26 protein-coding genes and 3 tRNA genes are annotated in these 26,982 nt (G+C 28.4%); 5 read left to right on the top strand and 24 right to left on the bottom strand.

What is annotated here, in order from left to right; translation table 11 throughout:
- Window positions 1–7 precede the first annotated feature (7 nt).
- Genes scpB through AC5SL0_RS02885 form a run of 6 tightly spaced genes read right to left on the bottom strand, consistent with a single transcriptional unit; the run spans window position 8 to window position 5,506 of the window.
- On the bottom strand, window positions 8–709 hold the full coding sequence (scpB, locus tag AC5SL0_RS02910; protein ID WP_494618666.1) for an SMC-Scp complex subunit ScpB: 702 nt from the start codon (window positions 707–709) through the stop codon (window positions 8–10).
- A complete protein-coding gene (locus AC5SL0_RS02905) occupies window positions 706–1,446 on the bottom strand; it encodes a segregation and condensation protein A (protein ID WP_494618664.1) in 741 nt (246 codons plus the stop codon). Before AC5SL0_RS02905 ends, scpB begins: the two co-directional genes overlap by 4 nt.
- A gap of 8 nt (window positions 1,447–1,454) precedes the next feature.
- A complete protein-coding gene (gene nagZ / locus AC5SL0_RS02900; RefSeq protein ID WP_494618662.1) occupies window positions 1,455–2,405 on the bottom strand; it encodes a beta-N-acetylhexosaminidase in 951 nt (316 codons plus the stop codon).
- Window positions 2,395–2,658: a hypothetical protein gene (locus AC5SL0_RS02895; protein WP_006996947.1), complete on the bottom strand. Its 264-nt coding sequence runs from the start codon at window positions 2,656–2,658 to the stop codon at window positions 2,395–2,397. The genes nagZ and AC5SL0_RS02895 overlap by 11 nt, the downstream gene beginning before the upstream one ends.
- Entirely contained in the window at window positions 2,658–4,391 is a 1,734-nt protein-coding gene (argS, locus tag AC5SL0_RS02890) for an arginine--tRNA ligase (RefSeq protein ID WP_494618660.1), read from the bottom strand. Before argS ends, AC5SL0_RS02895 begins: the two co-directional genes overlap by 1 nt.
- Entirely contained in the window at window positions 4,391–5,506 is a 1,116-nt protein-coding gene (locus tag AC5SL0_RS02885; protein ID WP_494618659.1) for a deoxyguanosinetriphosphate triphosphohydrolase, read from the bottom strand. The genes argS and AC5SL0_RS02885 overlap by 1 nt, the downstream gene beginning before the upstream one ends.
- Before the next feature lie 50 nt (window positions 5,507–5,556).
- Between AC5SL0_RS02885 and AC5SL0_RS02880 the strand changes: the two genes are divergently transcribed.
- On the top strand, window positions 5,557–5,874 hold the full coding sequence (locus tag AC5SL0_RS02880; RefSeq protein WP_006996950.1) for a HesB/IscA family protein: 318 nt from the start codon (window positions 5,557–5,559) through the stop codon (window positions 5,872–5,874).
- Window positions 5,874–6,650 carry an exodeoxyribonuclease III gene (xth, locus tag AC5SL0_RS02875; protein ID WP_006996951.1) on the top strand — a complete coding sequence of 259 codons (777 nt, stop codon included), beginning with the start codon at window positions 5,874–5,876 and terminating at the stop codon, window positions 6,648–6,650. The genes AC5SL0_RS02880 and xth overlap by 1 nt, the downstream gene beginning before the upstream one ends.
- On the opposite strand, the gene AC5SL0_RS02870 is transcribed toward xth, so the two are convergent.
- From AC5SL0_RS02870 to AC5SL0_RS02860, 3 genes are read right to left on the bottom strand one after another with little or no spacing between them, the layout of a single operon-like run.
- Window positions 6,642–7,640: an Ldh family oxidoreductase gene (locus AC5SL0_RS02870; protein ID WP_494618657.1), complete on the bottom strand. Its 999-nt coding sequence runs from the start codon at window positions 7,638–7,640 to the stop codon at window positions 6,642–6,644. The two genes, xth and AC5SL0_RS02870, sit on opposite strands and share 9 nt — an antisense overlap.
- Window positions 7,641–7,654: 14 nt before the next feature.
- Window positions 7,655–8,053, bottom strand: a complete 399-nt coding sequence (locus AC5SL0_RS02865; RefSeq protein WP_006996953.1) for a hypothetical protein — start codon at window positions 8,051–8,053, stop codon at window positions 7,655–7,657.
- The gene (locus AC5SL0_RS02860; protein WP_006996954.1) at window positions 8,053–8,415 is read right to left on the bottom strand and encodes a Fur family transcriptional regulator; all 363 of its coding nucleotides are present in this window, start codon (window positions 8,413–8,415) and stop codon (window positions 8,053–8,055) included. Before AC5SL0_RS02860 ends, AC5SL0_RS02865 begins: the two co-directional genes overlap by 1 nt.
- Before the next feature lie 112 nt (window positions 8,416–8,527).
- Here AC5SL0_RS02860 and AC5SL0_RS02855 point away from each other — a divergent pair, with 112 nt between their 5' ends.
- Complete coding sequence (locus AC5SL0_RS02855; protein ID WP_006996955.1) at window positions 8,528–8,749, top strand: DUF6552 family protein; 222 nt, start codon at window positions 8,528–8,530, stop codon at window positions 8,747–8,749.
- Window positions 8,750–8,806: 57 nt separating this feature from the next.
- Here AC5SL0_RS02855 and AC5SL0_RS02850 read toward each other — a convergent pair whose 3' ends face one another.
- From AC5SL0_RS02850 to AC5SL0_RS02840, 3 genes are read right to left on the bottom strand one after another with little or no spacing between them, the layout of a single operon-like run.
- Entirely contained in the window at window positions 8,807–10,009 is a 1,203-nt protein-coding gene (locus tag AC5SL0_RS02850; protein WP_494618656.1) for a sugar phosphate nucleotidyltransferase, read from the bottom strand.
- A complete protein-coding gene (gene ilvD, locus AC5SL0_RS02845) occupies window positions 10,009–11,727 on the bottom strand; it encodes a dihydroxy-acid dehydratase (protein WP_011282068.1) in 1,719 nt (572 codons plus the stop codon). The genes AC5SL0_RS02850 and ilvD overlap by 1 nt, the downstream gene beginning before the upstream one ends.
- Window positions 11,727–14,354, bottom strand: coding sequence for a valine--tRNA ligase (locus AC5SL0_RS02840; protein ID WP_011282067.1), 2,628 nt, complete (start codon window positions 14,352–14,354; stop codon window positions 11,727–11,729). Before AC5SL0_RS02840 ends, ilvD begins: the two co-directional genes overlap by 1 nt.
- 128 nt (window positions 14,355–14,482) lie before the next feature.
- Here AC5SL0_RS02840 and AC5SL0_RS02835 point away from each other — a divergent pair.
- Together AC5SL0_RS02835 and AC5SL0_RS02830 are read left to right on the top strand one after the other, a co-directional pair.
- A tRNA-Cys gene (locus AC5SL0_RS02835) sits at window positions 14,483–14,556 on the top strand.
- Window positions 14,557–14,607: 51 nt separating this feature from the next.
- Window positions 14,608–14,683: transfer RNA gene (locus AC5SL0_RS02830), tRNA-Asn, on the top strand.
- Between the two features lie 19 nt (window positions 14,684–14,702).
- On the opposite strand, the gene AC5SL0_RS02825 is transcribed toward AC5SL0_RS02830, so the two are convergent.
- From AC5SL0_RS02825 to AC5SL0_RS02770, 12 genes are all read right to left on the bottom strand, one after another.
- On the bottom strand, window positions 14,703–15,314 hold the full coding sequence (locus tag AC5SL0_RS02825; protein ID WP_494617577.1) for a hypothetical protein: 612 nt from the start codon (window positions 15,312–15,314) through the stop codon (window positions 14,703–14,705).
- 50 nt (window positions 15,315–15,364) lie between these two features.
- Complete coding sequence (locus AC5SL0_RS02820; protein ID WP_494574324.1) at window positions 15,365–15,859, bottom strand: hypothetical protein; 495 nt, start codon at window positions 15,857–15,859, stop codon at window positions 15,365–15,367.
- A 75-nt stretch (window positions 15,860–15,934) separates the two neighbouring features.
- On the bottom strand, window positions 15,935–16,306 hold the full coding sequence (locus AC5SL0_RS02815) for a helix-turn-helix domain-containing protein (protein ID WP_494618654.1): 372 nt from the start codon (window positions 16,304–16,306) through the stop codon (window positions 15,935–15,937).
- Window positions 16,307–16,480: 174 nt separating this feature from the next.
- A complete protein-coding gene (locus AC5SL0_RS02810) occupies window positions 16,481–17,215 on the bottom strand; it encodes an amino acid ABC transporter ATP-binding protein (protein WP_271616787.1) in 735 nt (244 codons plus the stop codon).
- 3 nt (window positions 17,216–17,218) lie between these two features.
- Window positions 17,219–18,499 carry an amino acid ABC transporter permease gene (locus tag AC5SL0_RS02805; protein WP_011282066.1) on the bottom strand — a complete coding sequence of 427 codons (1,281 nt, stop codon included), beginning with the start codon at window positions 18,497–18,499 and terminating at the stop codon, window positions 17,219–17,221.
- Window positions 18,499–19,644: an amino acid ABC transporter permease gene (locus tag AC5SL0_RS02800; RefSeq protein ID WP_011282065.1), complete on the bottom strand. Its 1,146-nt coding sequence runs from the start codon at window positions 19,642–19,644 to the stop codon at window positions 18,499–18,501. Before AC5SL0_RS02800 ends, AC5SL0_RS02805 begins: the two co-directional genes overlap by 1 nt.
- A gap of 65 nt (window positions 19,645–19,709) precedes the next feature.
- Window positions 19,710–20,750 carry an amino acid ABC transporter substrate-binding protein gene (locus tag AC5SL0_RS02795; protein ID WP_011282064.1) on the bottom strand — a complete coding sequence of 347 codons (1,041 nt, stop codon included), beginning with the start codon at window positions 20,748–20,750 and terminating at the stop codon, window positions 19,710–19,712.
- Between the two features lie 170 nt (window positions 20,751–20,920).
- Window positions 20,921–20,997 (bottom strand) — tRNA-Arg (locus AC5SL0_RS02790).
- A 31-nt stretch (window positions 20,998–21,028) separates the two neighbouring features.
- Window positions 21,029–22,438 (bottom strand): TrkH family potassium uptake protein, encoded by a 1,410-nt coding sequence (locus AC5SL0_RS02785; RefSeq protein WP_494618653.1) that lies wholly within the window; start codon window positions 22,436–22,438, stop codon window positions 21,029–21,031.
- Between the two features lie 4 nt (window positions 22,439–22,442).
- On the bottom strand, window positions 22,443–23,834 hold the full coding sequence (gene trkA, locus AC5SL0_RS02780) for a Trk system potassium transporter TrkA (protein WP_011282062.1): 1,392 nt from the start codon (window positions 23,832–23,834) through the stop codon (window positions 22,443–22,445).
- Entirely contained in the window at window positions 23,835–25,190 is a 1,356-nt protein-coding gene (locus tag AC5SL0_RS02775; RefSeq protein WP_494618652.1) for a sigma-54-dependent transcriptional regulator, read from the bottom strand.
- Window positions 25,190–26,971, bottom strand: a complete 1,782-nt coding sequence (locus AC5SL0_RS02770; RefSeq protein ID WP_494618651.1) for a sensor histidine kinase — start codon at window positions 26,969–26,971, stop codon at window positions 25,190–25,192. Before AC5SL0_RS02770 ends, AC5SL0_RS02775 begins: the two co-directional genes overlap by 1 nt.
- Window positions 26,972–26,982: the final 11 nt, after the last annotated feature.

The raw sequence follows: 26,982 nt of genomic DNA, 5'->3' as shown, positions 1-26,982 counted from the left end.
TAACTTTTTACTTTTCTTCATCAGGACTTAGTGTTCCACCTAACATCTCATCGATATTTTCATAAATATCCTCTTTTTTTTCAACTTGTTTCTCTTTGTAAAATTTACCAGTACCAAATATTGCATTATCAATATTTGAGCTATCAATAAGACCGGCAGATCCCAATTCTTCAACTGTAGGTAAATCAGACAATTTTTGAAGACTAAAATGACTTAAGAAATCATCAGTTGTTCCATACTGAATTGGTTTACCAGGTACATCTTTACGACCTTGTGGTTTTACCCAATTTAGCTCCATTAAAATCTCAAGTGTGTTTGTTCCAAAAGCAACACCTCTTATTTCTTCTATTTCAGCTCTAGTAACAGGTTGGTGATAAACAATTATTGCTAATGTTTCAACTGCAGCTCTTGACAATTTTTTTTCTACAGTTTTTTCTTGAGACATAAGGTTCGATAAATTTTCAGAAGTTCTAAAAGACCATTTATTAGAAATACAAACTAAATTAATTCCTCTTGATGAATATTCTTTTTGTAATTTCTGTAATGATTTTAAAACATCAATTTTTTTTGAAATTTTAGATTCGATAGTGTCAATATCTAATGGTTCAGCAGCAGCAAAAATTATTGCCTCAACTTCTCTTTCACCATCATTCATTTTTGATGGGAAAGTAACTATATTGTTATTTGTTTTTTTTTTTACTTTTGTCATTTTAATTCTTTAATATAAATATCATCAAATAAGTTTTCTTGCTTTATAGTTAGATTGCCCTCTTTAACCAGCTCTAAGGAGCCAGCAAAAATTCCTGCTTTACCAGTTGTTTTATATTTTGAGCCACTTTTAAATGAAGAAGGTATTAGTTCATTAATATTTCTCCAATCAATTAACTTACCAAAGAATTCTTTTATTCTTTTGATGCCATCTTCAGTGGTAAAAACTGGAAGTTTAGGAATATTCATCCTTTGAAAATCTTTGGTCATAATAATTGAGGAATAAGATTTTAAAAGTTCGTAAAGATTTAGTTTATATTCAGTACTATATATAGATCGTATATTTCCTTTAATTCCTCTAGTTCTTATTTCTCTACCAAGTCTTTTTCTTTGTAACATTTGGTCAGAAAGTAATCTAATCAATTCTAATTTTTTTAATTGTAATTTTAATTTTTCAGCAACTTCTAAAACTTTAAATTCTTCTTCTGGATTTCCTGGCAACAAAAGTTTTGATTTAAGATAAGTTAACCATGTAGCCATCAACAAGTATTCCGATGCAGATTCTAGATTTAGATTCTTTTCATTAGTAATATAATTGTGAAATTGATCAGCCAGTAATGTTATAGAAATATCCTCAAGATTAACTTTTTGAGCTTTTGCCAAATCTAATAACACATCAAGTGGGCCGTTATAATTATCAAGATCTACACTAAAGTTTTTAGAATCAGAATCAGACATGACAAATATTAGCTTATAATCTTATAAAATTGTGATGTTTTTTTTTTAATAAACTTACTTATAACTGGTGAATATAGGGCCACATCATTCATTTCTTTTAAATTTCCATTACAATGAAGAACTAAATCACAACCTGCACTAAAAGATTTCTTTGTATTAATTGCTATAGAGCCCTTTAAACTTTTCATTGATATATCGTCAGACATCAAAATATTTTTAAATTTAATTTGATTTCTTATTAATTTTATAATTTTCTGCGAATGTGTTGCGGTATTAACTTTATCAATTTTTTTATAAATAATATGTGCTGTCATTGCAAACAAACTGTTTTTATTTTTAAATGCCATAAAGTCATGATTATTCAAATATCTTAATTCCCTATTGATTGTAGGAGTTTTTTTATGACTATCTACCTTTGCTAAGCCATGTCCTGGTATATGCTTTATCACAGTGGCAATTTTATTATTATGGAACTCTTTAATACAAATATCTCCAATTTCTGAAACAATCTTTGTATTGTCTGAAAAGGCTCTGTCACCAATTATTGCACTTGATCCTTTGGATCTAACATCAAGGACTGGTAGAGTATTTATATTAATTCCTACATTTTTTAATAATAAGACAGTTTTATTGATAAACTTTTTGTATTCGATATAAAATTTTTTTTTATCTTTATGATAAAGATTACCAAAAAATTCTCCTGTAAACTTATCTGCTTTAAAAAATTTTTTTAATCTATTAACTCTACCACCCTCTTGATCAATTAAAATAGGGTATTTCTTATCATTGAATATTTTTCTAATTTGATCTGTTAGTTTTTTTAATTGTGTAATATTTTTAATATTTCTTGAAAAAAGTATTATTCCCCAAGGCTTGTGTTTAATTAGAAATTTTTTTTCACTAGTCAATAATTTAGTAGATTTTAAACCAACTATGAAACTTTTACGATTATCCATCATTATTAATTAGTTCCCAAAACTTGTAATTCTTTTTATTTTTATCTATGCTTTTTTCAACATATTCAACAATATCAACAGTATCACTTTTGAGTAAAATCAGATTACGCGAATAATTTTCAGTTTTATCCTCAATATTTTTCAAAGATCGGTATGAATTTTTTTTATTTTCATTTGAAAAATAGTATTTGAAGGATAGAAAAAAAAATAAAACTATAACAACCAAGAATAAAAGATATTTAAGTTCTTTTAACATTACATTTTTTGAGGAGTATCTACTCCAACAATATTCATTCCAGATTTGATAACATTAGATATAACTTTTAAAAAAACTAATTTATCATTTGAAATTTTCTTTTGTTCGTTAATAAATCTTTTTGATTGATCATCTTTTCCCATATTCCAATAAGAATGAAATTCTGATGATAATTCATAAAGATAAACTGGTATTCTGTGGGGTTCAAGCCTTAGACTTGCAGCTTCAATACACTTGGGCCATTCTGCTATTTTTTTTAATATCTTTATTTCATCACCAGTATATTCAAATTCGTAATCTTTTATATTCAAATCATTTTCTATATTTAGATTTACGTGTCTAAAGACAGATGATATTCTGGCATAACAGTATTGGACATAATAAAGTGGGTTATCTTTAGATTTTTCTTTAACTTTTGTAAAATCAAAATCTAACTCTACATCGCTACTTCTATTAAGCATAATAAATCTTGTAGCATCTTTACCAACTTCGGCTATCAAGTCTTCAACTGTTATATAGTCACCTTTTCTTTTTGACATTTTAAAAGGTTTTCCATCTTTAATTAATTTGACGAGTTGACTTACTTTACAAATCAATTTTTTTTTATCTCCTGATAGAGCTTCAACGACAGAAGTTATCCTTTTAATATAACCAGCATGGTCAGCCCCTAATATATTAATAAGTGTATCGTAATTTCTATTTAATTTATTATCATGATAGGCAACATCACTAGCAAAGTAAGTCCATGATTTATCAGACTTTTGTAGTGCTCTATCTTTATCATCACCAAAATCTGTTGATTTAAATAAAAGTTGCTCCCTTTCTACCCAGTTTTCATCATTTTCACCTTTGGGAGCCTTAATTTTTCCACTATATACTAGCTTTTTTTCTTTTAATTTATCAATTGCTTTCTGAACTTCATTATTTAAGACAATATCAGTTTCACTTGTAAATCTATCGTGCACTATTCCAAGATTTGATAAATTATTTTTAATCAATTTTAAAGATTCTGAAACCGATAATAAAGTTAGTTCTTTTGAAACATTTTCAAATTTATCAAATTTTAAAACTTTATTAGATTTTATAATATTTTTAGCAATACCAACTAAGTAATCACCAGGATATAAATCAGAGTTTTCAATTGGGAATTTTTCATTAAAAAGTATTTCCCTAATTCTAAAAAAAACAGATTTTGTAAAATTTATGATTTGATTACCATAATCGTTAACATAATATTCTTTTGAAACATCATGCTTGTTAAAAATTAATATATTTGAAATAACATCTCCCAATATTGCTCCTCTACAATGTCCAACATGAAGAGGGCCAGTGGGATTAGCTGAAACAAATTCTATAAGATATTTTTGTTTTTTTTCTTTATTATTGACACCATAATCCTTGTGATTTTGAGTAATACTTTTAATAAAATTATTCCAATATATTGTCTTAAATTTAATATTAATAAATCCTGGTTTTGCTACAGAAATAGATTCTATTTTTTCATCTTCATTTTTAATTAATTCAATTAAAATATTTGCAATATCAATTGGAGATTTTTTATTAGCCTTAGAGAGAACCATGGCTACATTGGTTGATATATCGCAGTCAAAATTTGATGGTGGTATATCTACATTAATTCCATTTAAAGATTCAGGTAATTCTAAAGAACCATCTTTATTAAGCTTTTTAATCAAGATTATTATTTTATCCAAGTAGAGATCAAAAATGTTCATTAAATACCTTTATTTAAATTGATTGCATATCTATCTGTCATACCTGAAATAAAATCAGCTATTGCTCTATTTGGGTCATTCATTAATTGATCATCGTTTAAAAATTTTTTGGGCTTATTCTTAATTTTATAAAAGAGTTTATTAATAATTTTTTTTCCATGATTATTTTTTAATAATACTTTTTTATTGTTATACATTTTGCTTCTTAGGAAAAACCTAACTTCTTTTTCAATTTTAAGAAATTTACTTGAAAAACACACTATAGGATCATCTAAGTTATAAACATCTTTTAAAGATTTGACTTTATTATTTTTTAAATTATTTTTAGTATTCTTAATTAAATCTCTAACCATTAAATCAATTGAATCTCGTATTATTTGATATATCAAAATATCTTTATTGTTGTTTTTAATATTATTTTTGTGTGATTTATAAATATCTTTAAAAAAATTAATTTCAATCAAGTCGTTTAAATTAAACATTTTGGCTCTAATTCCATCTTGTATGTCATGATTATTATAAGCAATGTCATCTGAGATTGCTGATATTTGAGCTTCCAATGAACCAGAGTTAGTAAAGTTTATTTTATTCTTAAAACTTTTTAATCCAATCAACCTATTAACAGTAAAGAGATCATCAATTGTGCCATTGTGCTTTAATAATCCATCTAAAGTTTCTAATGTTAAGTTCAGGCCTTTAAATTTAAGGTATTTATGTTCAAGAAACATAACAATTCTTAAGGTTTGAAGATTGTGGTCAAAGCCTCCAAAGTTAACCATACATTCATTAAGAGCATCTTCTCCAGCATGTCCGAACGGTGTATGCCCTAAGTCGTGAGCCAAACTTAAGGTTTCAGCTAGATCATCATTTAAACCTAAATGTTTAGCTATTGATCTTGCAATTTGCGCAACCTCAATTGAATGGGTAATTCTAGTTCTAAAATGATCCCCTTCTGTGTTAACAAAAACTTGTGTTTTATGTTTTAACCTTCTGAATGAGGCACTGTGAATAATTCTATCTCTGTCTCTTTGAAATGGAGTTCTGTAAAGTGAATTAGCTTCTTTAAAAATACGACCTTTGCTTTTAGATAAAGCTAAATTTGAGTAATTATTCATACTTTAAATTTAATAAATTGATATTATATTAGTATTATCAGTGTTGTTATATGATTAAAGAAATTAAATTTACAGATAAAGCTATAAAACAGATTAATAATTTGTTGTCTCAAAAAGATCCAGGGTCATTTTTTAGAATCGCTATTAAAGGCGGTGGTTGCTCAGGTTTTCAATATGAGTTTACTTTTGACAAAAAATTAGAAGCAGACGACTTAAAACATGAAAATATTCTTATAGATAAAACTTCAGCAGACTTATTAAAAGGTTCAGAAGTGGACTTTGTTTCGGAACTAATTGGCGATCAATTCAAGATCACTAACCCACAAAGCAAATCTTCTTGCGGTTGTGGTGTTTCTTTCTCTATATAATGATTATTACATCTTGGAATGTTAATTCTGTTAGAGCAAGAATTGAAAATATTAAAGAATACCTTCAAAAATTTTCTCCTAATGTTGTTATGATGCAGGAAATTAAAACGCAAGATGAGACCTTTCCCTATGATGATTTTTCAGCATTAGATTATGAGAGTCATGTATTTGGACAAAAAAGTTATAATGGTGTTGCTATTATATCCAAACATAAACTAGAAAATGTTAGAATAGATTTGATTAAAGATAAATTGAAACAATCTAGAATTATTTCAGCAGAACTAAAACATAAGAAAAAAAATGTTCAACTGATTAATATTTATACTCCAAATGGTAATCCTGTAGATACTGATAAATACACTTATAAAAAAGACTGGTTAGATAAATTAATTAAACAATTAAAAACTCTTTCAAAGAAAAATGAAAATATTATCTTAGCTGGTGATTTTAATATTCTTCCTTCAGCTGAAGATGCTTATAATATTAAAGGGTTTGAAGATGATGCTTTATACAGACTTGAGATAAGAAAAAAATTTAGAGAAATGATTAATCTAGGTTTTCATGATGCCTACCGTCACATTCATGGTGAAAAGGAAGGCTATACTTATTGGGATTATATGAGAGGTGCTTGGCAGAAAAATAATGGATTAAGAATTGACCACTTCTTAGTTTCAAATTCTTTATTAAATATAGTAAAAAATGTTAATATTAATAAAGACCCAAGAGGAAAAGAAAAACCTTCTGATCACACACCTATTGAAATTGAATTAGCTTAAAGATTTAATTTTATTAAAGAGTTCTTCATTAATATTTCTTGGTCCTTTATTTAATCTATTTTTATGTCTTCTTTCTCCAGGAAGCCTAACACCCTCCATAGCTGACATTTTACTAAAAAATTCATCTGCATGTTTATCCCAACCTTTACCAGAAATTTTATCTGGTGAGATTGCTATGATAAATTCACCTCCACTTGGGGGACCACCATCGTTAGTATCTTTTGCAGCAGTTTCAAAACTAAAATTTTCACCTATTAATGCTCCAGCTAATAATTCAACCATCATTGCAATACTAGATCCTTTATAGCCTCCAAAAGGAAGTATAACTCCACCATCAGCTATTTCTCCAGGATCGGTTGTTTCTTTGCCCTCTTTAGTTAAACCCGTTCCAAGGGGAACTTTGTGCCCTTCTCTTTTTGCAATTTGAACTTCACCCATTGCCATTGAAGCAGTTGCCATATCATAGACAACAGGAGTTTTACCAGGTCTAGGCCAAGCAAAAGAAATTGGATTTGTCCCATATAAAGGTTTAGTAGCACCCGCTGGTGCAACAGCTGGCTTATAAGATGTGCAAGCAATACCAACAAGTCCAGCTTCAGCAATAGCTTCAGTTTCAGGCCAAAGGGCTGCCATGTGATGTGAATTTTTTATGGCAAGAACTGCTACACCATTTTTTTTTGCTAATTCAATAACTGCAGGTAATCCTAAACTTAAAACCATAGGAGCAACTGCATTGTTGCCTAGTACTTTAATAATACTTGGAGCAACATTTTCTAATTCGGGTCTTGCCTTACCATTAATCTTTTTACTTTTTAAGCCTGCTACATAAGCTGGTAATCTAAACAAACCATGAGAAACAGAACCATCTCTTTCAGCTCTCATAATAGTATCCGCTAGAATACTAGCATTTTCCTCATCACAACCATTAGCTAATAGTGTTTTTTTGGCTAGTTCTAAAATTTCTTTTAATGTTAAGGGAACTGTACTCATCCCAATATTAAATATTATTTATGCTTGCTTTTCAAATCTTTTTTTAGATCTTCATGATCACCAACAACATTATGGTATTGGCTTTTCGTTACATATTTTTCTAAAAAAGGTACCGCTAATAAAGGTAAGAAGCCACCAAGAACAATTCCAAAGGCAGCACTTTTTAAATTTGGATCAAGTAATGCTGCTATAAAGTCTGCTATAATATGAGCTAAAACTATTCCAATTATTCCAGCAATTGCACCATTAGAAACTAATTTCAAAAAACGGTTTATGCTCCAACCTGAATAAAAACCAATTAATGGTATTAACGTATGAACAAAACCAAATACAAATCCTCTTAATATTCCATATTCCTCTATAAGTTCTTCTAAAAAGTGAAGAAATTCTGGTAATTCATGTGCGTGTTCCATTAGTTACATCTCCTACATTTTGTTGAGACTTCAAGCTGAAAATCACTGAAGTCATATTTTTTGATTGGGTTTTTTTTAAATATTGTTTCAAATAATTCTGATTTAAGCTCTTCTGTGTCTCCACAATCTCTACAAATAGCTATAGATGGATTATGCTTAACATGCTCATGACTACACAATACATAGGTCTTATTTTGATTAGATTTATGTATCTTATCTTCTTCAATTAGTTTTTTTAAAGATCTGTAAACAGCCATTGGCTGTATCTTTTTAAATTTTTGAAATTTATCTAATATTTCATAAGCCGTTAAATGCTTTTTAGATTTCTTAATTATATCAAAAACTATGTCGTGATTATTCATTTTGTTATGTTATAACATAACATTTTTTTATGTCAATACCCCAGTAATAAAGGTTTTTGCTTGTTCTATAATTGTAATAAATTCCTAACAAAACTTACATTTAAAGGAGACTATGCTTATAAAAAAATACCTAAAATGGATCAGCACTGCTTTAGTATTAACTGGAATATTATTAACTAACTTAAATATCTACCCTATTAACATCTACTTCCATGGTCTTGGAGTTATTGGTTGGACAATAGCTGGTTTTATATCAAAAGATAAAGCCATATTAACAAACTTTGGGTTACAGATACCATTATTTTTAATTGGAATTTATAAAATTATATTTTAGGATTAATTGAATAGAACAAGCTGTATCTTACATCTTTATGTAGCTGTATTAATATTATTAAGTACGACCATACACATCTTGAAACCTGACAATATCACCTTCTTTTAATATCGATCCAACTTGTGCTTCAATAATTTTAACAGGCTTTGTGCCTTTATTTTCAATTCTATGAATTGCTTCTAATGGAATGAATATATGATCATTTTTTTTTCTAAAAAAACTATCTTTATTAAGTGTAATTTTAGGCGTTCCTTGAGTTACAAACCAATGTTCTGATCGATGATGATGTTTTTGTAAACTTAAAACACCTTTAGGCTTAACAAATAGTTCTTTGATTAAAAAACCTTTACCTTCGAATAAATTAACGTACCTACCCCAAGGCCGGTAATAAACATTTTTTTTCTTATAATATTTATTCTTATTTTTATCATACATTTTTAAGATCTCTTTCCAGCTGCCAAGATCTGACCAAGGAATGTCTAATTTAATAGCATTAATTTGTTTGGTTTTTTCTAAAATTGCATAATCAAAAGATTTTGCTGTAGCTTTTTCAAATGAAGCTTTATTTAAATAATAAGTGTTATCTTTAAGTTTAGCTTTTGAAACAGCATTAAGACAATTTTTATACATTGTAGGTTGGTATTTCTTAAAGTTATTTATTATTGAGTCTTTTCTCAAAAAAAACATACCAGAATTCCAATAACCTTTTTGTTTAATGACTTGTTTAGCTTTAGCTTCTTTAGGTTTTTCAATAAATTTTGTTACTTTATTAATATTTCCTTTAACTTTTTTTGTTAAAAAATAACCATATTCACTTGATGGAGATGTTGGTTTAATTCCAAAGATGAATATATTTTGGTCTGTTAAATTAGTTTTATTTTTATTAATAGCTTTATTAAAAATATTAGCTTTTTCTATTAAGTGGTCTGCTGCAAAAAACATTAAGGGTTGTTCATTTGGAATATCTTTAATTAATGCTGATGCAAGAATTGCTGGTGCTGTATTTCTTTTTGCGGGTTCTAAAACAATTTTATATTTACTTATCTTATGTTTCTTAAGATGTTTTTTTACCTCTTTTAAATATTTAAGATTTGTACTTATGATCGGTACATCAAAGGTCGAAGATTTAACTCTTTCAAGAGTTTTTCCTAATAAAGTCCAATTACCAAAATCAATAAATTGTTTTGCTTGATAATTTTTAGAATTAGGCCAAAGTCTAGTTCCTGCTCCGCCACATAATATAACGGGTCTAATTTTCATTAAATATCAGCGTAAACTTTTACTTCTTTTCTTTTACCGGGATGTGTTGGTGCACCTAAATAAGCGGGACCTACTGTTTGAGCATATTTCCAAATAGTACCCGATCCAAAGCTTGATTTTTTTGCTTTCCACTTCTTATGTCTTGTGGCTAATTGTGATTTAGTTAATCTAACGTTAATAGTCCCTTTTTTGGCATCTATATCAATTACATCTCCATTGCGTAAAAGAGCTAAAGGGCCGCCTAAGGCCGCCTCAGGGCCAACATGACCCACACAAAAACCTCTTGTAGCCCCAGAAAATCTACCATCTGTAATTAGAGCAACCTTCTCACCCATACCTTGACCATAAATAGCACCTGTTGTTGAAAGCATTTCTCTCATACCAGGACCGCCAACTGGTCCTTCGTAACGAATAATAATTACATCACCTGCTTTATATTTTTTCTTTTGCACACAAGCCATTGCTGCTTCTTCATTATCAAAACATCTAGCTTTTCCAGTGAATTGTAATTTTTTTAAACCAGCAATTTTAACAATTCCACCATCAGGAGCTAAGTTACCTTTAAGACCTACAACACCGCCATCTGGTGATAAAGGATTATCATATGCTCTTAATACTTTTTGCTTAGGATTAAATTTAATATTTTTTAAATTTTGTTTCATTGTTTTTCCAGTAACAGTCATGCAATCACCATGTATAAAACCACCATCAAAAAGAGTTTTTAATAACATAGGTACTCCACCAGCTAACCACATATCTTTTGCAACATATTTTCCACCTGGTTTTAAATCTGCAAGATATGGAGTTTTTTTAAAAATTTTAGCTACATCCATTAAATCAAACTTAATTCCAATTTCATTAGCTATAGCTGGTAGGTGTAAAGCAGCATTTGTCGATCCACCAGTAGCCGCTACAATTGTTGCAGCATTTTCTAAAGATTTTTTTGTAACAATGTCTCTTGGACGAATATTTTTTTGTAATAAATTCATTACAGTCTTGCCACTTAATAATGCATACTTATCACGTTCTTCGTATGGAGCAGGTGTTCCAGCTGAATAAGGTAATGCTAAACCAATAGCTTCAGAAACGCAGGCCATAGTATTTGCAGTAAATTGACCTCCACATGCACCTGCACTTGGGCAAGCAACTAACTCTAATTTTCTTAATTCCTTTGCAGACATTTTTCCAGCTGAGTGTTTTCCAACTGCTTCAAAAACATCAACAACAGTTACATCTTTACCTTTATATTGACCTGGAAGTATTGAGCCACCATAAATAAATACACTTGGAACATTTAATCTAACCATTGCCATCATTAAGGCAGGTAAAGATTTATCACAACCAGCAATACCAACAAGCGCATCATAACAATGACCACGCACAGTAAGTTCAGTTGAATCAGCAATTACCTCGCGAGAGATTAAAGATGACTTCATTCCTTCGTGACCCATGGCAATACCATCAGTTACTGTTATCGTACAAAATTCTCTAGGGGTTCCACCTGAAGCTCTAACGCCTTTTTTGACAGATTGAGCTTGTCTCATTAAAGCAATATTACAAGGAGCAGCTTCATTCCAAGTTGACACAACACCAACAAATGGCTTTGCTACATCTTTTTCTGTTTCACCCATTGCATAGTAAAATGATCTATGTGGAGCTCTATCAGCACCTAATGAAGTATGTCTGCTTGGTAATTTTTTTTTATTAAATTTTGCCATTATAAACCCTTTATAGTTATCGATATTCTCTCAACATCATTTTTTAAATTATTATAATTAGTTTTTTCCTGATCAACAATATCTTTTGGTGCTCTATCAACAAAGCCTTTATTAGCTAATCTTTGTGATATTTTATTCATTTCTTCTTGGTATTTATTTTGCCTTGTAGTTAAGTTTTTTTTAATTAATTCTAAATCGACATCTTCATCAAAATACACTTTGAATAAATCTCCAGAAACCATCAATGTAGCAGTTGGTTTATCCAGATCTTTATTATATAAATTTTTGATACGACCAAGTTTTTTTAGAATAATTTCATTTTCAGTAAAAAATGATTGTTCTTTTTTACTAACTGTCTCTATTGAAATATCTATAAATGACCCAGGGCTTACACTTAATTCATTTTTAAATGATCTTAATTCAGAAACTATACTGATAATTTTTTCAACTTGATTAATGGATGTATCTCTTTCAAACTCTCCAGAAGGCCAATTAGCTAACATTAAAAAGTCTTTACCTGTGTTATCAAATTTATTATTTAGCCAAATTTCTTCAGTCACAAATGGAATAAATGGATGTAATAATATTAATATCTGTTTAAATACGTAAGCTGATACCTGTCTTACTTCATCTTTTGCCTTTTCATCTTCTGAAAATAGGATTGTTTTAGATAGCTCTAAATACCAATCACAATAAGAGTGCCAAGTAAATTGATAGGCATTTTTTGCAGCTTCATCAAACCTGTAATCTTTTAGATTTTTTTCAATTTTATTTTTAGTTTCTATAAGTTCAGCATAGATCCATTTGTTAATATTAATTGATAAAATTGGTTTTTCATCAATTTTAGAAAAATCACAATTATTGGTAATTAAAAAATTGTTTGCATTCCATAATTTATTTAAAAAATTTCTATAACCCTTAACTCTATCTTCAGAAAGTTTTACATCTGTTCCGGGTGACGCCATTGACAGTAGAGTAAACCTTAAAGCATCTGCACTATATTTTTCAATTAGGTCTAAGGGATTAATTACGTTTCCTTTAGATTTAGACATTTTTTGTCCCTTCTCGTCTTTAACAAGGGCGTGAACGTAAACATCTTTAAAAGGCTCTTTGTCTAGAAACTCCATTCCAAACATGATCATGCGTGCTACCCAAAAAAATATAATGTCAAACCCTGTAACCAGTACTGATGTCGGGTAAAATTTATCTACATATTCTTTATTGTCAGGCCAACCCAATGTAGCAAAAGGCCATAGACCTGATGAAAACCAAGTATCCAATACATCTGGGTCACGAATTAAATCTACATCTTTATTATAGAATTTTTTTGCATCCAATTTTGCTTCTTCTTCATTTATTGCAACGAAGATTTTTTTATCTGGTCCATACCAAGCAGGTATTTGATGTCCCCACCAAAGCTGTCTTGAGATACACCATGGCTCAATATTGTTCATCCATTGAAAATAAGTTTTTGACCAATTAGCAGGAAAAAAATTAGTTTTTTTAGAGTTAACTATATCTTTAGCTTTAATTGATAATTTTTTTGCATCGACAAACCATTGTTCTGTTAAAAAAGGCTCAATTATTGAATTAGACCTATCCCCATAAGGAACTTTATTCTTTATGTTCTCTTCCTTAACAAAAAACTCTTTTTCTTTAAGTTCTTTTATAATTCTTTTTCTAGCTTCAAATCTATCAAGTCCAATATATTCTTTAGGAGCGTTTTCGTTTACTTTGCCACCTTCAGTAAAAATATTTATGATTTCTAAATTATTTCTTTGTCCCACTTCATAGTCATTAAAATCATGTGCTGGTGTTATCTTTAAAGCACCCGTTCCCATCTCAGGATCAGCATATTCATCTTCAATAATTTTTATTTTTTTTCCAACAATTGGTACTGTTACAAACTTACCAACTAAATGTTTAAATCGATCATCCTTTGGATTTACAGCTATCGCTGTATCACCCAACATGGTTTCAGGTCTTGTTGTTGCTATAGTTATAAAATCACTAGAAGCTTCTATAGGATATTGAATATAGTAAATCTTAGAATTAACTTCTCTTTGATCCACTTCTAAATCAGATATTGCTGTTTTTAAAACCGTATCCCAGTTTACTAGTTTTTTATCTTTATAAATTAAACCTTTTTTGTGAAGCTCTACAAAAACTTTTAAAACTGATTTTGAAAGGTTTTCATCCATTGTAAAAGCATTTCTTGACCAATCACAAGAGCAACCTAGTTTTTTTAGTTGATTTAAAATGATATCACCATGTTCTTCCTTCCATTCCCAAACCTTTTCTATGAACTTTTCTCTTCCAATTTCATTTTTATCAATACCATCAGCGGTTAATTTTTTCTCAACTAAGGCCTGTGTGGCAATACCTGCATGATCTGTTCCAGGTTGCCATAAGGTTTCATAATTATTCATACGGTGGTATCTAACCAAAAGATCTTGAATTGAATTATTCAAAGCATGACCCATATGAAGGCTACCAGTTACATTGGGCGGAGGTATAACCACTGAAAATTGTTTCTTATTTTTAGTGGGTTTAAATAAATTGTTTTTTTCCCAATAAGAATAAATCTTATCTTCAACGTCTGTATGTATATATTTATCGTTACTCATAGGTGATAATAAGTTTATAATTTAATAATATTAATTAACAATAATCATTTTGAAGGCTTATTTGGTAGACTAATTTTATATATTTAATATATAAAAGGCTCTCTATTTAATTTAAATTGAGAGGAGAGGGCATCGTGGCGGAATGGTTACGCAGAGGATTGCAAATCCTTGTATCCCAGTTCGATTCTGGGCGATGCCTCCAAAAAAAAATCTTGTTTTACTCTTAAAAAAAAGTAAGTTGTGTTTTTGATATTCCTCGGTAGCTCAGTTGGTAGAGCAGTTGACTGTTAATCAATTGGTCGCAGGTTCGAGTCCTGCCCGAGGAGCCAAAATCTTTATCTTTTAGATTTATCGAATTATACAATTGGGATTGAAACCAATTAGATCATCTATCCCATCAGGCGTATGCATTTTTCTTTTTCGTAAGTATATCGGATCATGTTCCAATTTTATACCTGTCACTATTTCCATAAGAGTGTCTATAGCTATAGCCATTTGATGTGTATGAGGTGTTGCTTTTTTTGGATCTGTAATTCTATTTCTCGCTAGACCATTAGGATTTTTTCTTTCTAAAAACTTTTCAGGATCAGTAATCGCTAAATTTACTACTTTTACTGAATTAAATAGTTTCTCATGTATATTTTTTGGAACATTAGCTCCCCATAATTCAGCAATATAAATATATCCTAGGGCAATATCAACTCCATATGAATGGTACCATTGCCCTCTGAGACCCCTGAAAGAGTTATCGTTAATGTATCCATCATCATAAAATAGTTTGTCTATTTGTTTTAATGTGTGATTAATTTCTTTAGCAGCAAGTTTTTTATCTTCTGTCCATGATGCATAAACTAATGTTGATAATCCTCCATTAGCCATTGCATAAAACCCTTTGTCATTTTTTTTAAATTGAATTGGTTTTAAGAACTTTTTGTACATTTTTTTAATGTAATTATTCACAATCTTAAACTCCTCTTTATTCAATTCAGATTTAAGCATTACTGCACTAATCATATAATTTCCAAACCATTGACCTGCAAATTCATATTCATGGTACCAACAAGGAGCTTTGGGGTTATTATCTTTCCAACACTTTCCTTTTTTTTTAATTCTTCATAACTTATGCTGTTATATAAAGTATTTGCCTTAGCTATTTCTAATAATAAACCTTTGGCTATATTGATGTTAGTTTGATTTTTATCACCAATAGCCATGTGGGTTCCTGCAATCATAACTTTTATAGGTTTCGTGATTGCTGCATGTTCTACCAAAATAGAATTACTATATTTCTCATGGTAAGCTGACCAATCAAAACCAACTACACTGTTAACGGTATCAATAGTTGATTTATTACTAAATGATTTATCCTTAGGAATTGCTGAACAAGTCTTAATTTCTTTAGTATAATATTTGCCTGGAAAATTAATGTCTTTAGATTTTACTTTTGCAAAAGCATTTCCACTTAATAATATAAATAATAAAAAAACTTTTAATAAACTTTTCATTACAAATATGAAATTATAAAAAATTTTTTTAAAAATGATTTTCAAAATTTATAGGGGTCATTAATTTAATAAAAATTAAACTGCTTTTGAAATCCCAATATTTGAAGACTGTAAAGATTTACTAAACTTTAACTTTTGATCGTTATTAAGTTCAGAATATAATTTAACTAAAAAATTATAATTTACATTCATGTGACCTACTTGAGATCTTTCTAGATTTATTAAATATTCTGAAAAATCTTCAAAAAAATAATTTACTGGAACTTTTAAATAATTTGCTAATTGAAGAAGTCTTATTGAGCTAACTCCATTAGTTCCTTTTTCATATTTTTGAATTTGTTGAAATGTAACATTAATTGCTTTTGCTACTTTTGTTTGTGTGAGACCTAAAGCTAATCTTCTTAGCTTTAATTTGTTACCTAAATGTTTGTTGAAATTATCTTCCATTAAGACCCCTCTTAAAGTTTGTTTTTAAAAACATATTGAACTAATTTTTGACTGTTATCGCAACACAAAAATTTATTTATTTTATAAAGTTAAGTAGAAAATAACAAAATGTGTCAAGAACTTATAATATAAAATGAAAAAATAAAATTGTTGAACTATAAGCTTTAAAAAGACTTATAAAATTTGGCTTAAGAAAAGTTTAGTACGATCACTTTTAGGATTAGCAAAAAAGTCTTTAGTAGTGGCCTTTTCTACAATCATTCCTTCATCCATAAATATCATTTGGTCAGCTACCTCTTTAGCAAAGCCCATCTCATGAGTTACAACAATCATTGTCATACCTTGTTTTGCTAAATTAACCATAACATCTAGTACCTCTTTAATCATTTCAGGATCTAACGCAGAAGTAGGTTCATCAAATAACATAATTTTAGGTTCCATACAAAGTGCTCTTGCAATAGCAACTCTTTGTTGCTGTCCGCCTGATAATTGACCTGGAAACTTTTGGGCTTGATCTAAAATTTGTACTTTTTCAAGGTGTTCTAAAGCTAATTGTTCTGCATCTTTTTTTGGCATTTTCTTTACCCAAATTGGAGCTAACGTACAATTGTCTAAAATAGATAAATGAGGAAATAAATTAAATTGTTGAAAAACCATCCCAACTTCAGCTCTAACTTGTTCTATATTTTTTGTATCTTCTGAAATTTCAGTACCATCAACAATGATTGATCCTTTTTGATGCTCTTCTAGTCTATTAATACATCTAATTAGTGTAGATTTTCCAGATCCAGATGGTCCACACACAACGATTTTTTCTTTAGGTTTAACTTCAAGATTTATTTCTTTTAATACTTGAAAATCCCCAAACCACTTGTTTACATTTTGAATTTGAATAATTGAATCTGACATAATTTATCTATCTGTTTTATATTTTAATTCTAATTTCTGGCTATATTTACTCATACTATAACAAATAATCCAGAATATTATTCCAGCAAATACATATCCTTCCATCGAAAATCCTAGCCATTCGGGATTAGTTTTAGCTAAATTTAACATACCAACTACCTCTAAAAGACCTACTACAAAAATTAGTGGTGTATCTTTTACAAGTGCTAAGAATGTATTCGCAATTCCTGGAATTACTAATTTTAAAGCTTGTGGAAGGATAACAAAAATATGAAGTTTCCAGTAACCCATCCCAAGTGACTTAGCTGCATCATATTGGCCTCTTGGAAGAGCTTGTAGTCCTCCCCTTATAACTTCAGCTGTATAAGCCGCTTCAAATAAAGTAATTGCTACAACAACTCTAATTAGTTTATCTACATATGTTCCATCAGGTAAAAACATTGGAAACATTACAGCTGACATAAATAAAACTGTAATTAAAGGAACACCTCTCCAAAATTCAATGAATGAAAGAGATGAATATTTAACAACCGGTAAATCAGATCTTCTACCAAGAGCCAACATCATACCAATTGGAAAGCAAAAAATTAGAGAGAAAAAAGAAACTATAAAGGTTAAAGATAAGCCACCCCACGCACCTGTTTCAACCCACTCAAGTCCAAAAGAACCTCCTGAAATCAAATAGTAGATTAAGATAAAAGAAATAATTGGTAATATAAGGGTGTAATAAAGAGAAAGATAATTTCTAAATTTAGCAGGTACAAAAAATCCAGCTGCCATAAAGGATAATACAGCAATAAATGTAATATTAATTCTCCATTGTTCTGCATTAGGATACATTCCATACATAAATCTATTAAACCAAACTTTGATATAAACCCAACAAGCGCCACCACCAGTACACGCTTCTTTAGTGTCACCAGAAATATTAGCATCAAAAATGAACCAATTTAATAATGGAGGAAGTGAAAATATTATAAGAAAAATAATACACAAACTTAAAGCTGCATTAAAATTACTTGGGTTAATATTTTTATTAAGGCTATCTAAAATTTTAATACCTGAAAATTCAATTCTAATAAAATGAAGACCAATTACCCCAAAGATTAAAGGGGTAAAAAAATTAATAAACCTAGGTAAGAAAGAGGTAATATTTGTGCCTAAAAAATTATTTAAACAAAAATCAAAAATACCTAAGAAAAAAAATAAAATTCCAATAATCAGAGAAGTATTTCTATTTATTTGAATTTTAGATTTTGATAAATCAAGATTTTTTGAATTCATTATTTTTCCTTTATCGCTATTCTTTGGTTGTACCAATTCATTAGTAATGAAATTGCTATACTAATAGTTAAATATGTGGCCATTGTAATACCAACAATTTCAATTGCCTTTCCTGTTTGCATCATTGCAGTACCCGCAAAAACTAAAACTAGATCTGGATAAGCAATTGCTGCTGCTAAAGAAGAGTTTTTGGTTAAATTTAAATATTGATTAGTAGTAGGTGGTATAATTATTCTTAACGCTTGAGGCATAATTACTAATTTCAAAACTTGGCTTGGTGTTAAACCAATTGATGCAGCAGCTTCTTTTTGCCCTTTACCAATACCTTGAATACCTGCTCTTACATTTTCTGCAATAAAAGTTGCCGTATAGAGAGTTAAGGCTAAAGTTAGCGCAATTAGCTCAGGTGGTATACCCATACCCCCATCAAATGTGTAAGAAGATTGAGACATTTTTCTTAATTCTGGAAAGCTAAAAGATAAATCAACACCACCCACTAAAAATGTTAACAGTGGTAGACCTATAAAAATAGCTAATGAGATAATTAATACTGGCAATTGTTTTCCTTCTTGTTCTTGTTTCTTTTTCGCAAATTTGACAAAAAAGAAAATTAAAATCATTGCTACAATTAACGTTGTAAAAAAAATATCGAAATTTGTCCAAATTGGAGCTGGTGTATAAAGTCCCTTTATGGTCATAAAAGATGAACCTAATAATAATGTAGCATCTTGAGGCATTGGCAGAGCTCTTAGAGCTGCAAAATACCAAAAGAAAATCTGTAATAATAATGGAACATTTCTAAAAAATTCTATGTAAAAAGAAGCAGTTTTTCTAATCAAATAATTTGGAGATAATCTTGCAACACCAACAATAAGACCCAATAATGTAGCTAAAATAATTCCAATGAAAGCTACTAAGAGTGTATTTAATAATCCAACAAGATATGCTCTTGCATAGGAGTGTGACCCATCATAATCAATTAAAGAAAATTGTATATCAAATGATGCCTCTTGAGTTAAAAAACCAAAACCAAATTCGATACCTCTTGTATCCATGTTCTCTTGAGCATTCATGGTAAAGAAACCAAATATTAAAACTATAAATAATAATGTTAATAGTTGAGGTAAGATTTTTTTTAATTTCATGTGATGAGTATTATAAAAAAAGGGCTAGATAAATCTAGCCCTTTTTATGTTTTGTTAGATAATAATTATCTTGCTGGTGGTACGTATAGTAGTCCACCTTTAGTCCAAATTTGGTTTGGACCTCTGTCAGGTAAAATACCAGTATCAGCGATATTTCTCTTGTAGCTTTCTCCATAATTACCAACTTGTTTGATAATTCTTAAGCTCCAATCGTTATCTAAACCAAATGCTGCACCTAATTCACCTTCAGAACCAACAAGTCTTTTGATTTGTGGGTTTTCAGAAGTTTTCATCATGTCAGCGTTTGCAGAGTTAATACCGTACTCTTCAGCTTCGATCATTACGTTTAGTGACCATCTTACGATGTCTTCCCAAACTGCATCACCTTGACGTACAACAGGTCCTAGAGGCTCTTTAGAAATAGTCTCTGGTAACACTACGTGATCATCAGGGTTAGTCATTTTTGTTCTTTGTGCTGCTAGACCAGATTTGTCAGTTGTGTAAGTATCACATCTGCCTGAGTCATAAGCTGCAACAACTTCATCAGCTTTTTCAAAAGCAACTGGCTCATAAGAAATTCCTTTTGAATTAAAGAAGTCTCTCATGTTTAGTTCAGTTGTAGTACCAATGTTAGTACATGCTGAAATTCCATTTTTGAATTGGCTCGTAGAAGTAATTCCTGAGTCTTTTCTTACCATGAAACCTTGGCCATCGTAGAAGTTAACTCCAACGAATGTTAAACCAATGTCAGCATCTCTAGAAAGTGTCCAAGTTGTGTTTCTTGATAAGATATCAATCTCACCAGAAGTTAGAGCTGTGAATCTTTCTTTAGCACTTAGTGGAGTGAACTTAACTTTGTTCGCATCACCTAATACTGCAGCAGCAACCGCTCTACATACATCAACGTCAACACCAGTCCAATTTCCAGCAGCGTCAGCATTTGAAAATCCAGGTAGACCTTGAGATACACCACATCTTACGAAACCTTTTTTCTGAGTGTTCTTAAGAGTTTTTGACTTCTTAGCGGCCATTGTTTCTGTTGTAAAAGTAAACAGAACTGCAACCATAGCAACTAGAGAAGTTAATTGTTTTACGTATTTAAACATATTTTATTCCTCTGTTTTATTTATTTATTTGTTAACAAATAATTCAAAATGATTTGAATTAAGTCAGATGTTTAACATTTTATAACTAGCATCAAAATAAAAATTTAGTTTTTAGAATTGTTCTAACTATATGTAGTGCTCCATTAAAGACAATATGTTACATATAGTGATGGTGCGCTCTGGTGGACTCGAACCACCGACCCTCGGTTTAGAAAACCGATGCTCTATCCAGCTGAGCTAAGAGCGCAAATTAATAATAGTATATTTATAGTACGAATTTAATTTTTAAAAAGAAATTTTTTACAAATAATTAATAAAGTTAGAAGCTCTAGTCTACCAATAATCATAAAGAAAATTAGATAATACTTAGTGATAAAATGTAGATCATAAAAACTAAAATCAGCCAACCCAAACAATGATGAATTTACTGTATTCATTATGGTTAATATTGAGAGTTTAAAAGAGCTTTCAAAATCAATTCCACTTAAAGTTAATAGAAAGGTTAAAATTAATAAAGAAATTATAAAAACTATAACAGATAAAAAATATTTATAAATTTCATCTAATTTAAATGTATCTTTTGAAAACAAGTGTTTATTTATGTAAATATTTTTAGGTCTACTGTAAGAAAGAATTTCGTTAATTGAATATTTAAATAAAGAATAAATTTTTAAAAACCTAATACCAGAACTTGTCGAAAAAAAAGATCCTCCAATAATAACAAGTATTAGAAAAACAAAAGATAAATTACTAGAAGAATTATTAAGAGAAAAACCTACATTAGAAATACTACTTGTTAAGGATAAAAATAATTCACTAAAATTATTTTCAAAATTTAAAAATACAAAAAAAATAATCAACAAAAATAAGAAATAAAATAACAAATGAATATCTTCATTAAAGAAATTGAGGTTATGGTTTTTTGTAAAGATTAAATTGTAAATTAAAAAAATACTAAAAAAAGAAGATAGCAATAAAATTGATATAATAATAACTTGGGAATTATTGACCAATATATTAGACAAATTATTAGATGGTAAAAAACCACCTGATGAAATTATGGTCATTGCTAAATTTAGAGAATTAAATAACCTAATATCAAATAAACTTAAAATTATAAAAATTGAAAGTGTAATTAATGAATAAAATAAAAAAATTTTGAATGCTTGTTTGAATGTTTCAGATTTATTAAAAGATAAAAAATTAGTTAAAGATTTTTTAAAACTATGATCAAAAATATCAATTAAAAGTATTATAGAAAATAAAAAATAAAGACCCCCTATCCATTGAGAAGCAGATCTCCATAATATTAAGCTTTGATCAATATGATTAATATTGTTAAAAATAGTAAAACCTGTTGAAGTGAATCCAGAAATTGACTCGAAGAAAGCGTTAACAAAAGTTAAATTATAAATACTAAAATAAAAAGGTATAGAAATAACTATTGGTAATAAAAAATAACCAAGAAGTATTGTTAATATTTTATCATATATAGTTATTTTTTTTTCATCATTATTTTTTGAATAATAAAATAATATTGTTAAAAGAATAGAGACTATAAATGTAATTATGTAGGTATTTAGATTTAGATAGAGGTTTAGATAGTAAGAGTAAGTGATATTAAAAAAAGCTAAAATTGAAACTATTCCAAAAAAAACACTCAAATAAATGAGTTTAAAGTATTTCATTAAATTAAATAGAGCTTATACGAAACATGTTTTCTACAACATGTAAGAAATCTTTATTAGCCAAAAGAACAACAATATCCTCTTTTTTAAATACAAAATTTGATCTAGGGATAATTACTTCTTCACCTCTTAAAACTGCACCTATTCTTATTTCATCTGGTAAGTTAGAATTTTTTAACTCTTTATTTACTAACTCTGAAGTTTCAATAATTTCAGCTTCAATAATCTCATATTCACCATTCAAAATACTATAAGCATTTTCAATAGTGCCTTTGTGAATATGTTTTAAGATACTTGATACAGTATTCATTCTAGGGTCAATAAAATCATCAATTTTTAAAGAAGATTGTAAAAGAGAATAATTGGGCTTGTTAATTAAAGCCATAGTTCTTTTGTCACTTAATTCATCATTGTCTTTAGCAAATTTTTCAACCAATACACTTATCATTAAATTATCTTCGTCGTCATTTGTTAAAGCCAAAACAGTTTGAACCTCTTCTAAATTTGCCTCCAATAAAACTTCTTCATCTAATGCATCTCCATTTATAACAATTGTGTTATTTAATTGACTTGCAATAAGTTCTGCTCTTTCCTTATCTTTTTCTATTATTTTAACTCTTGCAGAATCAAAACTTTCTTCTAAATTTTTTGCTAAGTTAAATCCTATATTTCCTCCTCCGATAATCAAAATTTTATTAGAAATTTTTTCTGTATGACCGAAGGCTGCTAAAGTTTCATTCATTTGTGAGGCGTTAATTACAACATAAGCTTTGTCTTCTTTAAGCATTACATCCGTTTTTTTTAATAAAACAAATTTTTCATCTCTAATTACTCCCATTATATTAGAATTAAGTTTTGGAAATTTTTTTGTTAGCTCATTAAGCTTGATGTCTTTTATTGGACAATTTTCATCTATCAAAATCTCAAGCAATCTAATTTTATTATTAGCAAAAGGAACATTATCTAGTGAACCAGGGGCTTCTAGTTTTCTTTGAAGTGACTTTGCTATCTCAATCTCAGGTGATATTATAACATCTATTGGTAAATTTTCTTTATTATAAACTTTTGTGAATTTTGGATTTAAATAATCTTGTGATCTGATCCTTGCTATTTTTTTTGGAACATTAAATATTGAAAATGCAATTTGACATATCAACATGTTAATTTCATCATTACGTGTTACTGCAATAATCATATCAGCTTCGGTTGCGTTTGCCTTTTCTAATATTGATGGATAAGTAGCTTTACCCACAATAGATTTTACATCAAGTGTGTCATCAATCTTTTGTATATCTTCACTTGATTGATCAATTATAGTTATTGAGTGTCCTTGCTCACTTAAAATTTTTGCGATAGTAAAGCCTACTCTACCTGCTCCACAAATTATAATATTCATTTAGTTTAATTCCTTGATCCCTAAACCTTTAAGCTTTCTATGTAAGGCAGATCTTTCCATTCCAATAAAATCAGCAGTTTTTGATATATTGCCATTAAATTTTTTTAATTGTGTAGTTAAATACTCTTTTTCAAAATTTTCTCTAGCTTCTTTTAATGGTATAGATAAAGAGTTTTCTGATGGTGTATTTTTAATATCAGGTGTTTTTAGAGATTCTTTAATAATATTTGAAATTTTATCAGTACTATCGGGCGAAAGTATTGCTATTCTCTCTATTAAGTTTCTTAATTCTCTAACATTACCTGGCCAATCATAATTGAGTAAATATTTATTATTTGTATCAATACTTAGTTTTTTTAAATTATAGTTTGTTGAAATTTTTTCAGAAAAATATTCAACTAACAAAGGTATATCTGAAACCCTGTCTTTTAAAGGGTCGATGTTAATTTCAAATACATTAAGTCGATGATATAAGTCCTCTCTAAAATTACCATTTTCTATTTCTTTTTTTATATCTTTACTAGAAGAACATATAATTCTTACATCAACATTAATATCATGGCTGCCATTAATTCTTCTAAATTTTTGATCTATTAAAACTCTTAAAATTTTAGATTGAGTATCAAGTGGGATTTCAGAAATTTCATCTATTAAAAGTATACCCTTTGTTGATTTCTCTAAAGCTCCATAAGTTATGGAGCCATTATCTTTTTCTTCGCCAAATAATTCTAATTCATATTTTTTAATATCAAGTAATGCGCCATTCAAAATAACAAAAGGACCCTTCTGTCTTTTGGATTCTTTATGTATTTTTCTTGCTATCAATTCTTTACCTGAGCCAGTAGGACCATTGATAAAAATTCTACTTTCGGAAACTGATATTTTATCTATTTGATCTTTTATTTTTTTAAAATTGTCACTAGCACCAATTAATTCATAAGAATAAAAAAGTTTACTTTCAAATTCTTTATTCTTATTTTTAAGATTTAAATTTTCAACAGCCCTATTAATAAAATTTAATAATCTTTCCTGATTAAAAGGTTTTTCAATAAATTCGAAAGCACCGGCTTTTAAAGCTTTGATTGCCATTTCAACATTTGCATGACCTGTAATTATTATAACTGGAATATTTTTATCCTTAGTTTTGATGTGTGATAATAGCTCTAAACCATCATTATCACTCTTGTCTAACTTAACATCTATTATTGCAACATCTGGGAGTTTTTTATCAATCTCATTTAATGCTTGATAATAGTTTGCAGCTAATCTTGTTTTGTGACCAGCTTCAATTATTAGATCATTAATAATGTTTCTAATATCTGCATTATCATCAATAATTAATATTTCAGTACTCATTATTTTGTAAATGTAATTTCAATTTTTGCACCCTTTTCAAGTGATATAAAATTTATTTTACCATTATGATCATTTATTATTTTATTAACAATAGACAAGCCTAAGCCTGTACCTTTTTTTTTGGTTGTAAAATAAGGATTTAGAATGTCTTTTATATTGTTTTTAAATATTCCAAATCCTAATCCATTATCGATAATTTTGAAGTTAATTATTTCCTCATTCTCATTTATAGAAATATCGATTTTTCCATTAAAATTAACATTATCAATTTTCTTATCCTGTATACTTTCAATAGAATTTTTAATTAAATTGAAGAAAACTCTGCTTAATTGTTCACTATCAGAGTTTAAAAGAATTTTAGATTTACTTGATTTAAAATCAATTATGATTTCATTATCTAGTTCATTTATTAATTTAACATTATCTTTTATCAAGGAAACTAAGTTATTATTTTTGAGAATTGGTTTTGGCATTCTTGCAAAATCCGAAAATTCATTAACTAGATTTTCAATTTGTTTAATTTGCTTTCCAATAATCAATAAACTTTTAGAAAAGTCTTCTTTTTCATTATCTTCTACTTTTTCTGAATATTTAGTTTTCAATTTATCAATGGTTAATTGAATAGGTGTGAGTGGATTTTTAATTTCATGAGCTAATTTTCTAGCTAGATTTTCCCAAGCTTCGTGTCTTTCTTTGATTATAATTTTTTCTTGTTGTGATTTTAGTTTATCTATCATTAAATTAAAATTTTGATTTAAAATCTCCATGTCTTTATCAGTTTTAATTTCTGGTACTTTAATATCTAGATTACCTTTTCCAATATTAGAAGATGCAATAATTAAATTATTAATAGACCTAAAAAATCTTGATGAAAATCTTATGGCTATTGATATGGATAAAAATAATAATAGTGAAACTATAACTAGATAAATAAATACAAATGATATCTTAATCCCAGTTTGTTTATTTAAAACTGTGTAGTAAAAATTAAGAGCTTCTTGAGACTCTATTAAATATTGTGAAATTTTTTTATCTAAATACTTTACTATATATAAATACTTACCTTCAAAGTTTTCAAGCTTTATAATGGATGCTGTTTGATTTTTATAAGCATTAATAATTTTAAGTGGTCTTTTATCGTTTTGGACCATTTCTAAAGCATCACTTAAAGGTGGTGTATATAAAGTAGTATCTTCTAAAGTTGATAAATATAAATTTCCATTACCTTCAATAATATGAACTTCATCCATACCTCTAATTAGTTTTTGAGTTTTAAGAAAACTTTTAAATTGATTAATATTTGTATTTAAAAAATTGATACTTTTGTTTAAATCAAATGCTATTAAAATTATTTCTGATTGTGTTTTTGTTCTAACTTCCTCAGTATAGCTTTTTGCAATTTCATAAGAATTATTAACAGCTGTTGTTATTTTTTTATCTAAATATTTATCAAGAGCAAATGAAAGGAGAAATAATGAAAATAAAGAAATTAAAATCGAAGGAATTAAAGTAAATAATGCAAAGAATGTTATATATTTTCTATTGGCTTTAGAGCCACTTACATCAACATCTATCTTTAAAGAATTTCTTACTTCTGAAAAAATCATAAAAAAAAGAAGTATTAACAATGCAATATTTCCAATTAATAATAGTTGGAGATTGTCATCAGATAATTTTAAAAAACTTTTATCAATAAACGTTAAAAAAGTTATAAAACCTATAAATAAAGTAATTAAAAATACTACAATGATGAATATATTTTTTTTAATAAAATCAATCATTTTGAACTATA

The sequence above is a fragment of the Candidatus Pelagibacter sp. PS_16 genome, from assembly GCF_059417965.1.
Note: the sequence above shows the minus strand (reverse complement) of the source record. Positions and strands in the feature narration are given on the sequence as shown.

Excerpts from the sequence above, each read along its gene's own strand:
- scpB (WP_494618666.1), bottom strand. The coding sequence starts at position 709 with ATGACAAAAGTAAAAAAAAAAACAAATAACAATATAGTTACTTTCCCA.
- AC5SL0_RS02905 (WP_494618664.1), bottom strand. The coding sequence starts at position 1,446 with ATGTCTGATTCTGATTCTAAAAACTTTAGTGTAGATCTTGATAATTAT.
- nagZ (WP_494618662.1), bottom strand. The coding sequence starts at position 2,405 with ATGATGGATAATCGTAAAAGTTTCATAGTTGGTTTAAAATCTACTAAA.
- AC5SL0_RS02895 (WP_006996947.1), bottom strand. The coding sequence starts at position 2,658 with ATGTTAAAAGAACTTAAATATCTTTTATTCTTGGTTGTTATAGTTTTA.
- argS (WP_494618660.1), bottom strand. The coding sequence starts at position 4,391 with ATGAACATTTTTGATCTCTACTTGGATAAAATAATAATCTTGATTAAA.
- AC5SL0_RS02885 (WP_494618659.1), bottom strand. The coding sequence starts at position 5,506 with ATGAATAATTACTCAAATTTAGCTTTATCTAAAAGCAAAGGTCGTATT.
- AC5SL0_RS02880 (WP_006996950.1), top strand. The coding sequence starts at position 5,557 with ATGATTAAAGAAATTAAATTTACAGATAAAGCTATAAAACAGATTAAT.
- xth (WP_006996951.1), top strand. The coding sequence starts at position 5,874 with ATGATTATTACATCTTGGAATGTTAATTCTGTTAGAGCAAGAATTGAA.
- AC5SL0_RS02870 (WP_494618657.1), bottom strand. The coding sequence starts at position 7,640 with ATGAGTACAGTTCCCTTAACATTAAAAGAAATTTTAGAACTAGCCAAA.
- AC5SL0_RS02865 (WP_006996953.1), bottom strand. The coding sequence starts at position 8,053 with ATGGAACACGCACATGAATTACCAGAATTTCTTCACTTTTTAGAAGAA.
- AC5SL0_RS02860 (WP_006996954.1), bottom strand. The coding sequence starts at position 8,415 with ATGAATAATCACGACATAGTTTTTGATATAATTAAGAAATCTAAAAAG.
- AC5SL0_RS02855 (WP_006996955.1), top strand. The coding sequence starts at position 8,528 with ATGCTTATAAAAAAATACCTAAAATGGATCAGCACTGCTTTAGTATTA.
- AC5SL0_RS02850 (WP_494618656.1), bottom strand. The coding sequence starts at position 10,009 with ATGAAAATTAGACCCGTTATATTATGTGGCGGAGCAGGAACTAGACTT.
- ilvD (WP_011282068.1), bottom strand. The coding sequence starts at position 11,727 with ATGGCAAAATTTAATAAAAAAAAATTACCAAGCAGACATACTTCATTA.
- AC5SL0_RS02840 (WP_011282067.1), bottom strand. The coding sequence starts at position 14,354 with ATGAGTAACGATAAATATATACATACAGACGTTGAAGATAAGATTTAT.
- AC5SL0_RS02820 (WP_494574324.1), bottom strand. The coding sequence starts at position 15,859 with ATGAAAAGTTTATTAAAAGTTTTTTTATTATTTATATTATTAAGTGGA.
- AC5SL0_RS02815 (WP_494618654.1), bottom strand. The coding sequence starts at position 16,306 with ATGGAAGATAATTTCAACAAACATTTAGGTAACAAATTAAAGCTAAGA.
- AC5SL0_RS02810 (WP_271616787.1), bottom strand. The coding sequence starts at position 17,215 with ATGTCAGATTCAATTATTCAAATTCAAAATGTAAACAAGTGGTTTGGG.
- AC5SL0_RS02805 (WP_011282066.1), bottom strand. The coding sequence starts at position 18,499 with ATGAATTCAAAAAATCTTGATTTATCAAAATCTAAAATTCAAATAAAT.
- AC5SL0_RS02800 (WP_011282065.1), bottom strand. The coding sequence starts at position 19,644 with ATGAAATTAAAAAAAATCTTACCTCAACTATTAACATTATTATTTATA.
- AC5SL0_RS02795 (WP_011282064.1), bottom strand. The coding sequence starts at position 20,750 with ATGTTTAAATACGTAAAACAATTAACTTCTCTAGTTGCTATGGTTGCA.
- AC5SL0_RS02785 (WP_494618653.1), bottom strand. The coding sequence starts at position 22,438 with ATGAAATACTTTAAACTCATTTATTTGAGTGTTTTTTTTGGAATAGTT.
- trkA (WP_011282062.1), bottom strand. The coding sequence starts at position 23,834 with ATGAATATTATAATTTGTGGAGCAGGTAGAGTAGGCTTTACTATCGCA.
- AC5SL0_RS02775 (WP_494618652.1), bottom strand. The coding sequence starts at position 25,190 with ATGAGTACTGAAATATTAATTATTGATGATAATGCAGATATTAGAAAC.
- AC5SL0_RS02770 (WP_494618651.1), bottom strand. The coding sequence starts at position 26,971 with ATGATTGATTTTATTAAAAAAAATATATTCATCATTGTAGTATTTTTA.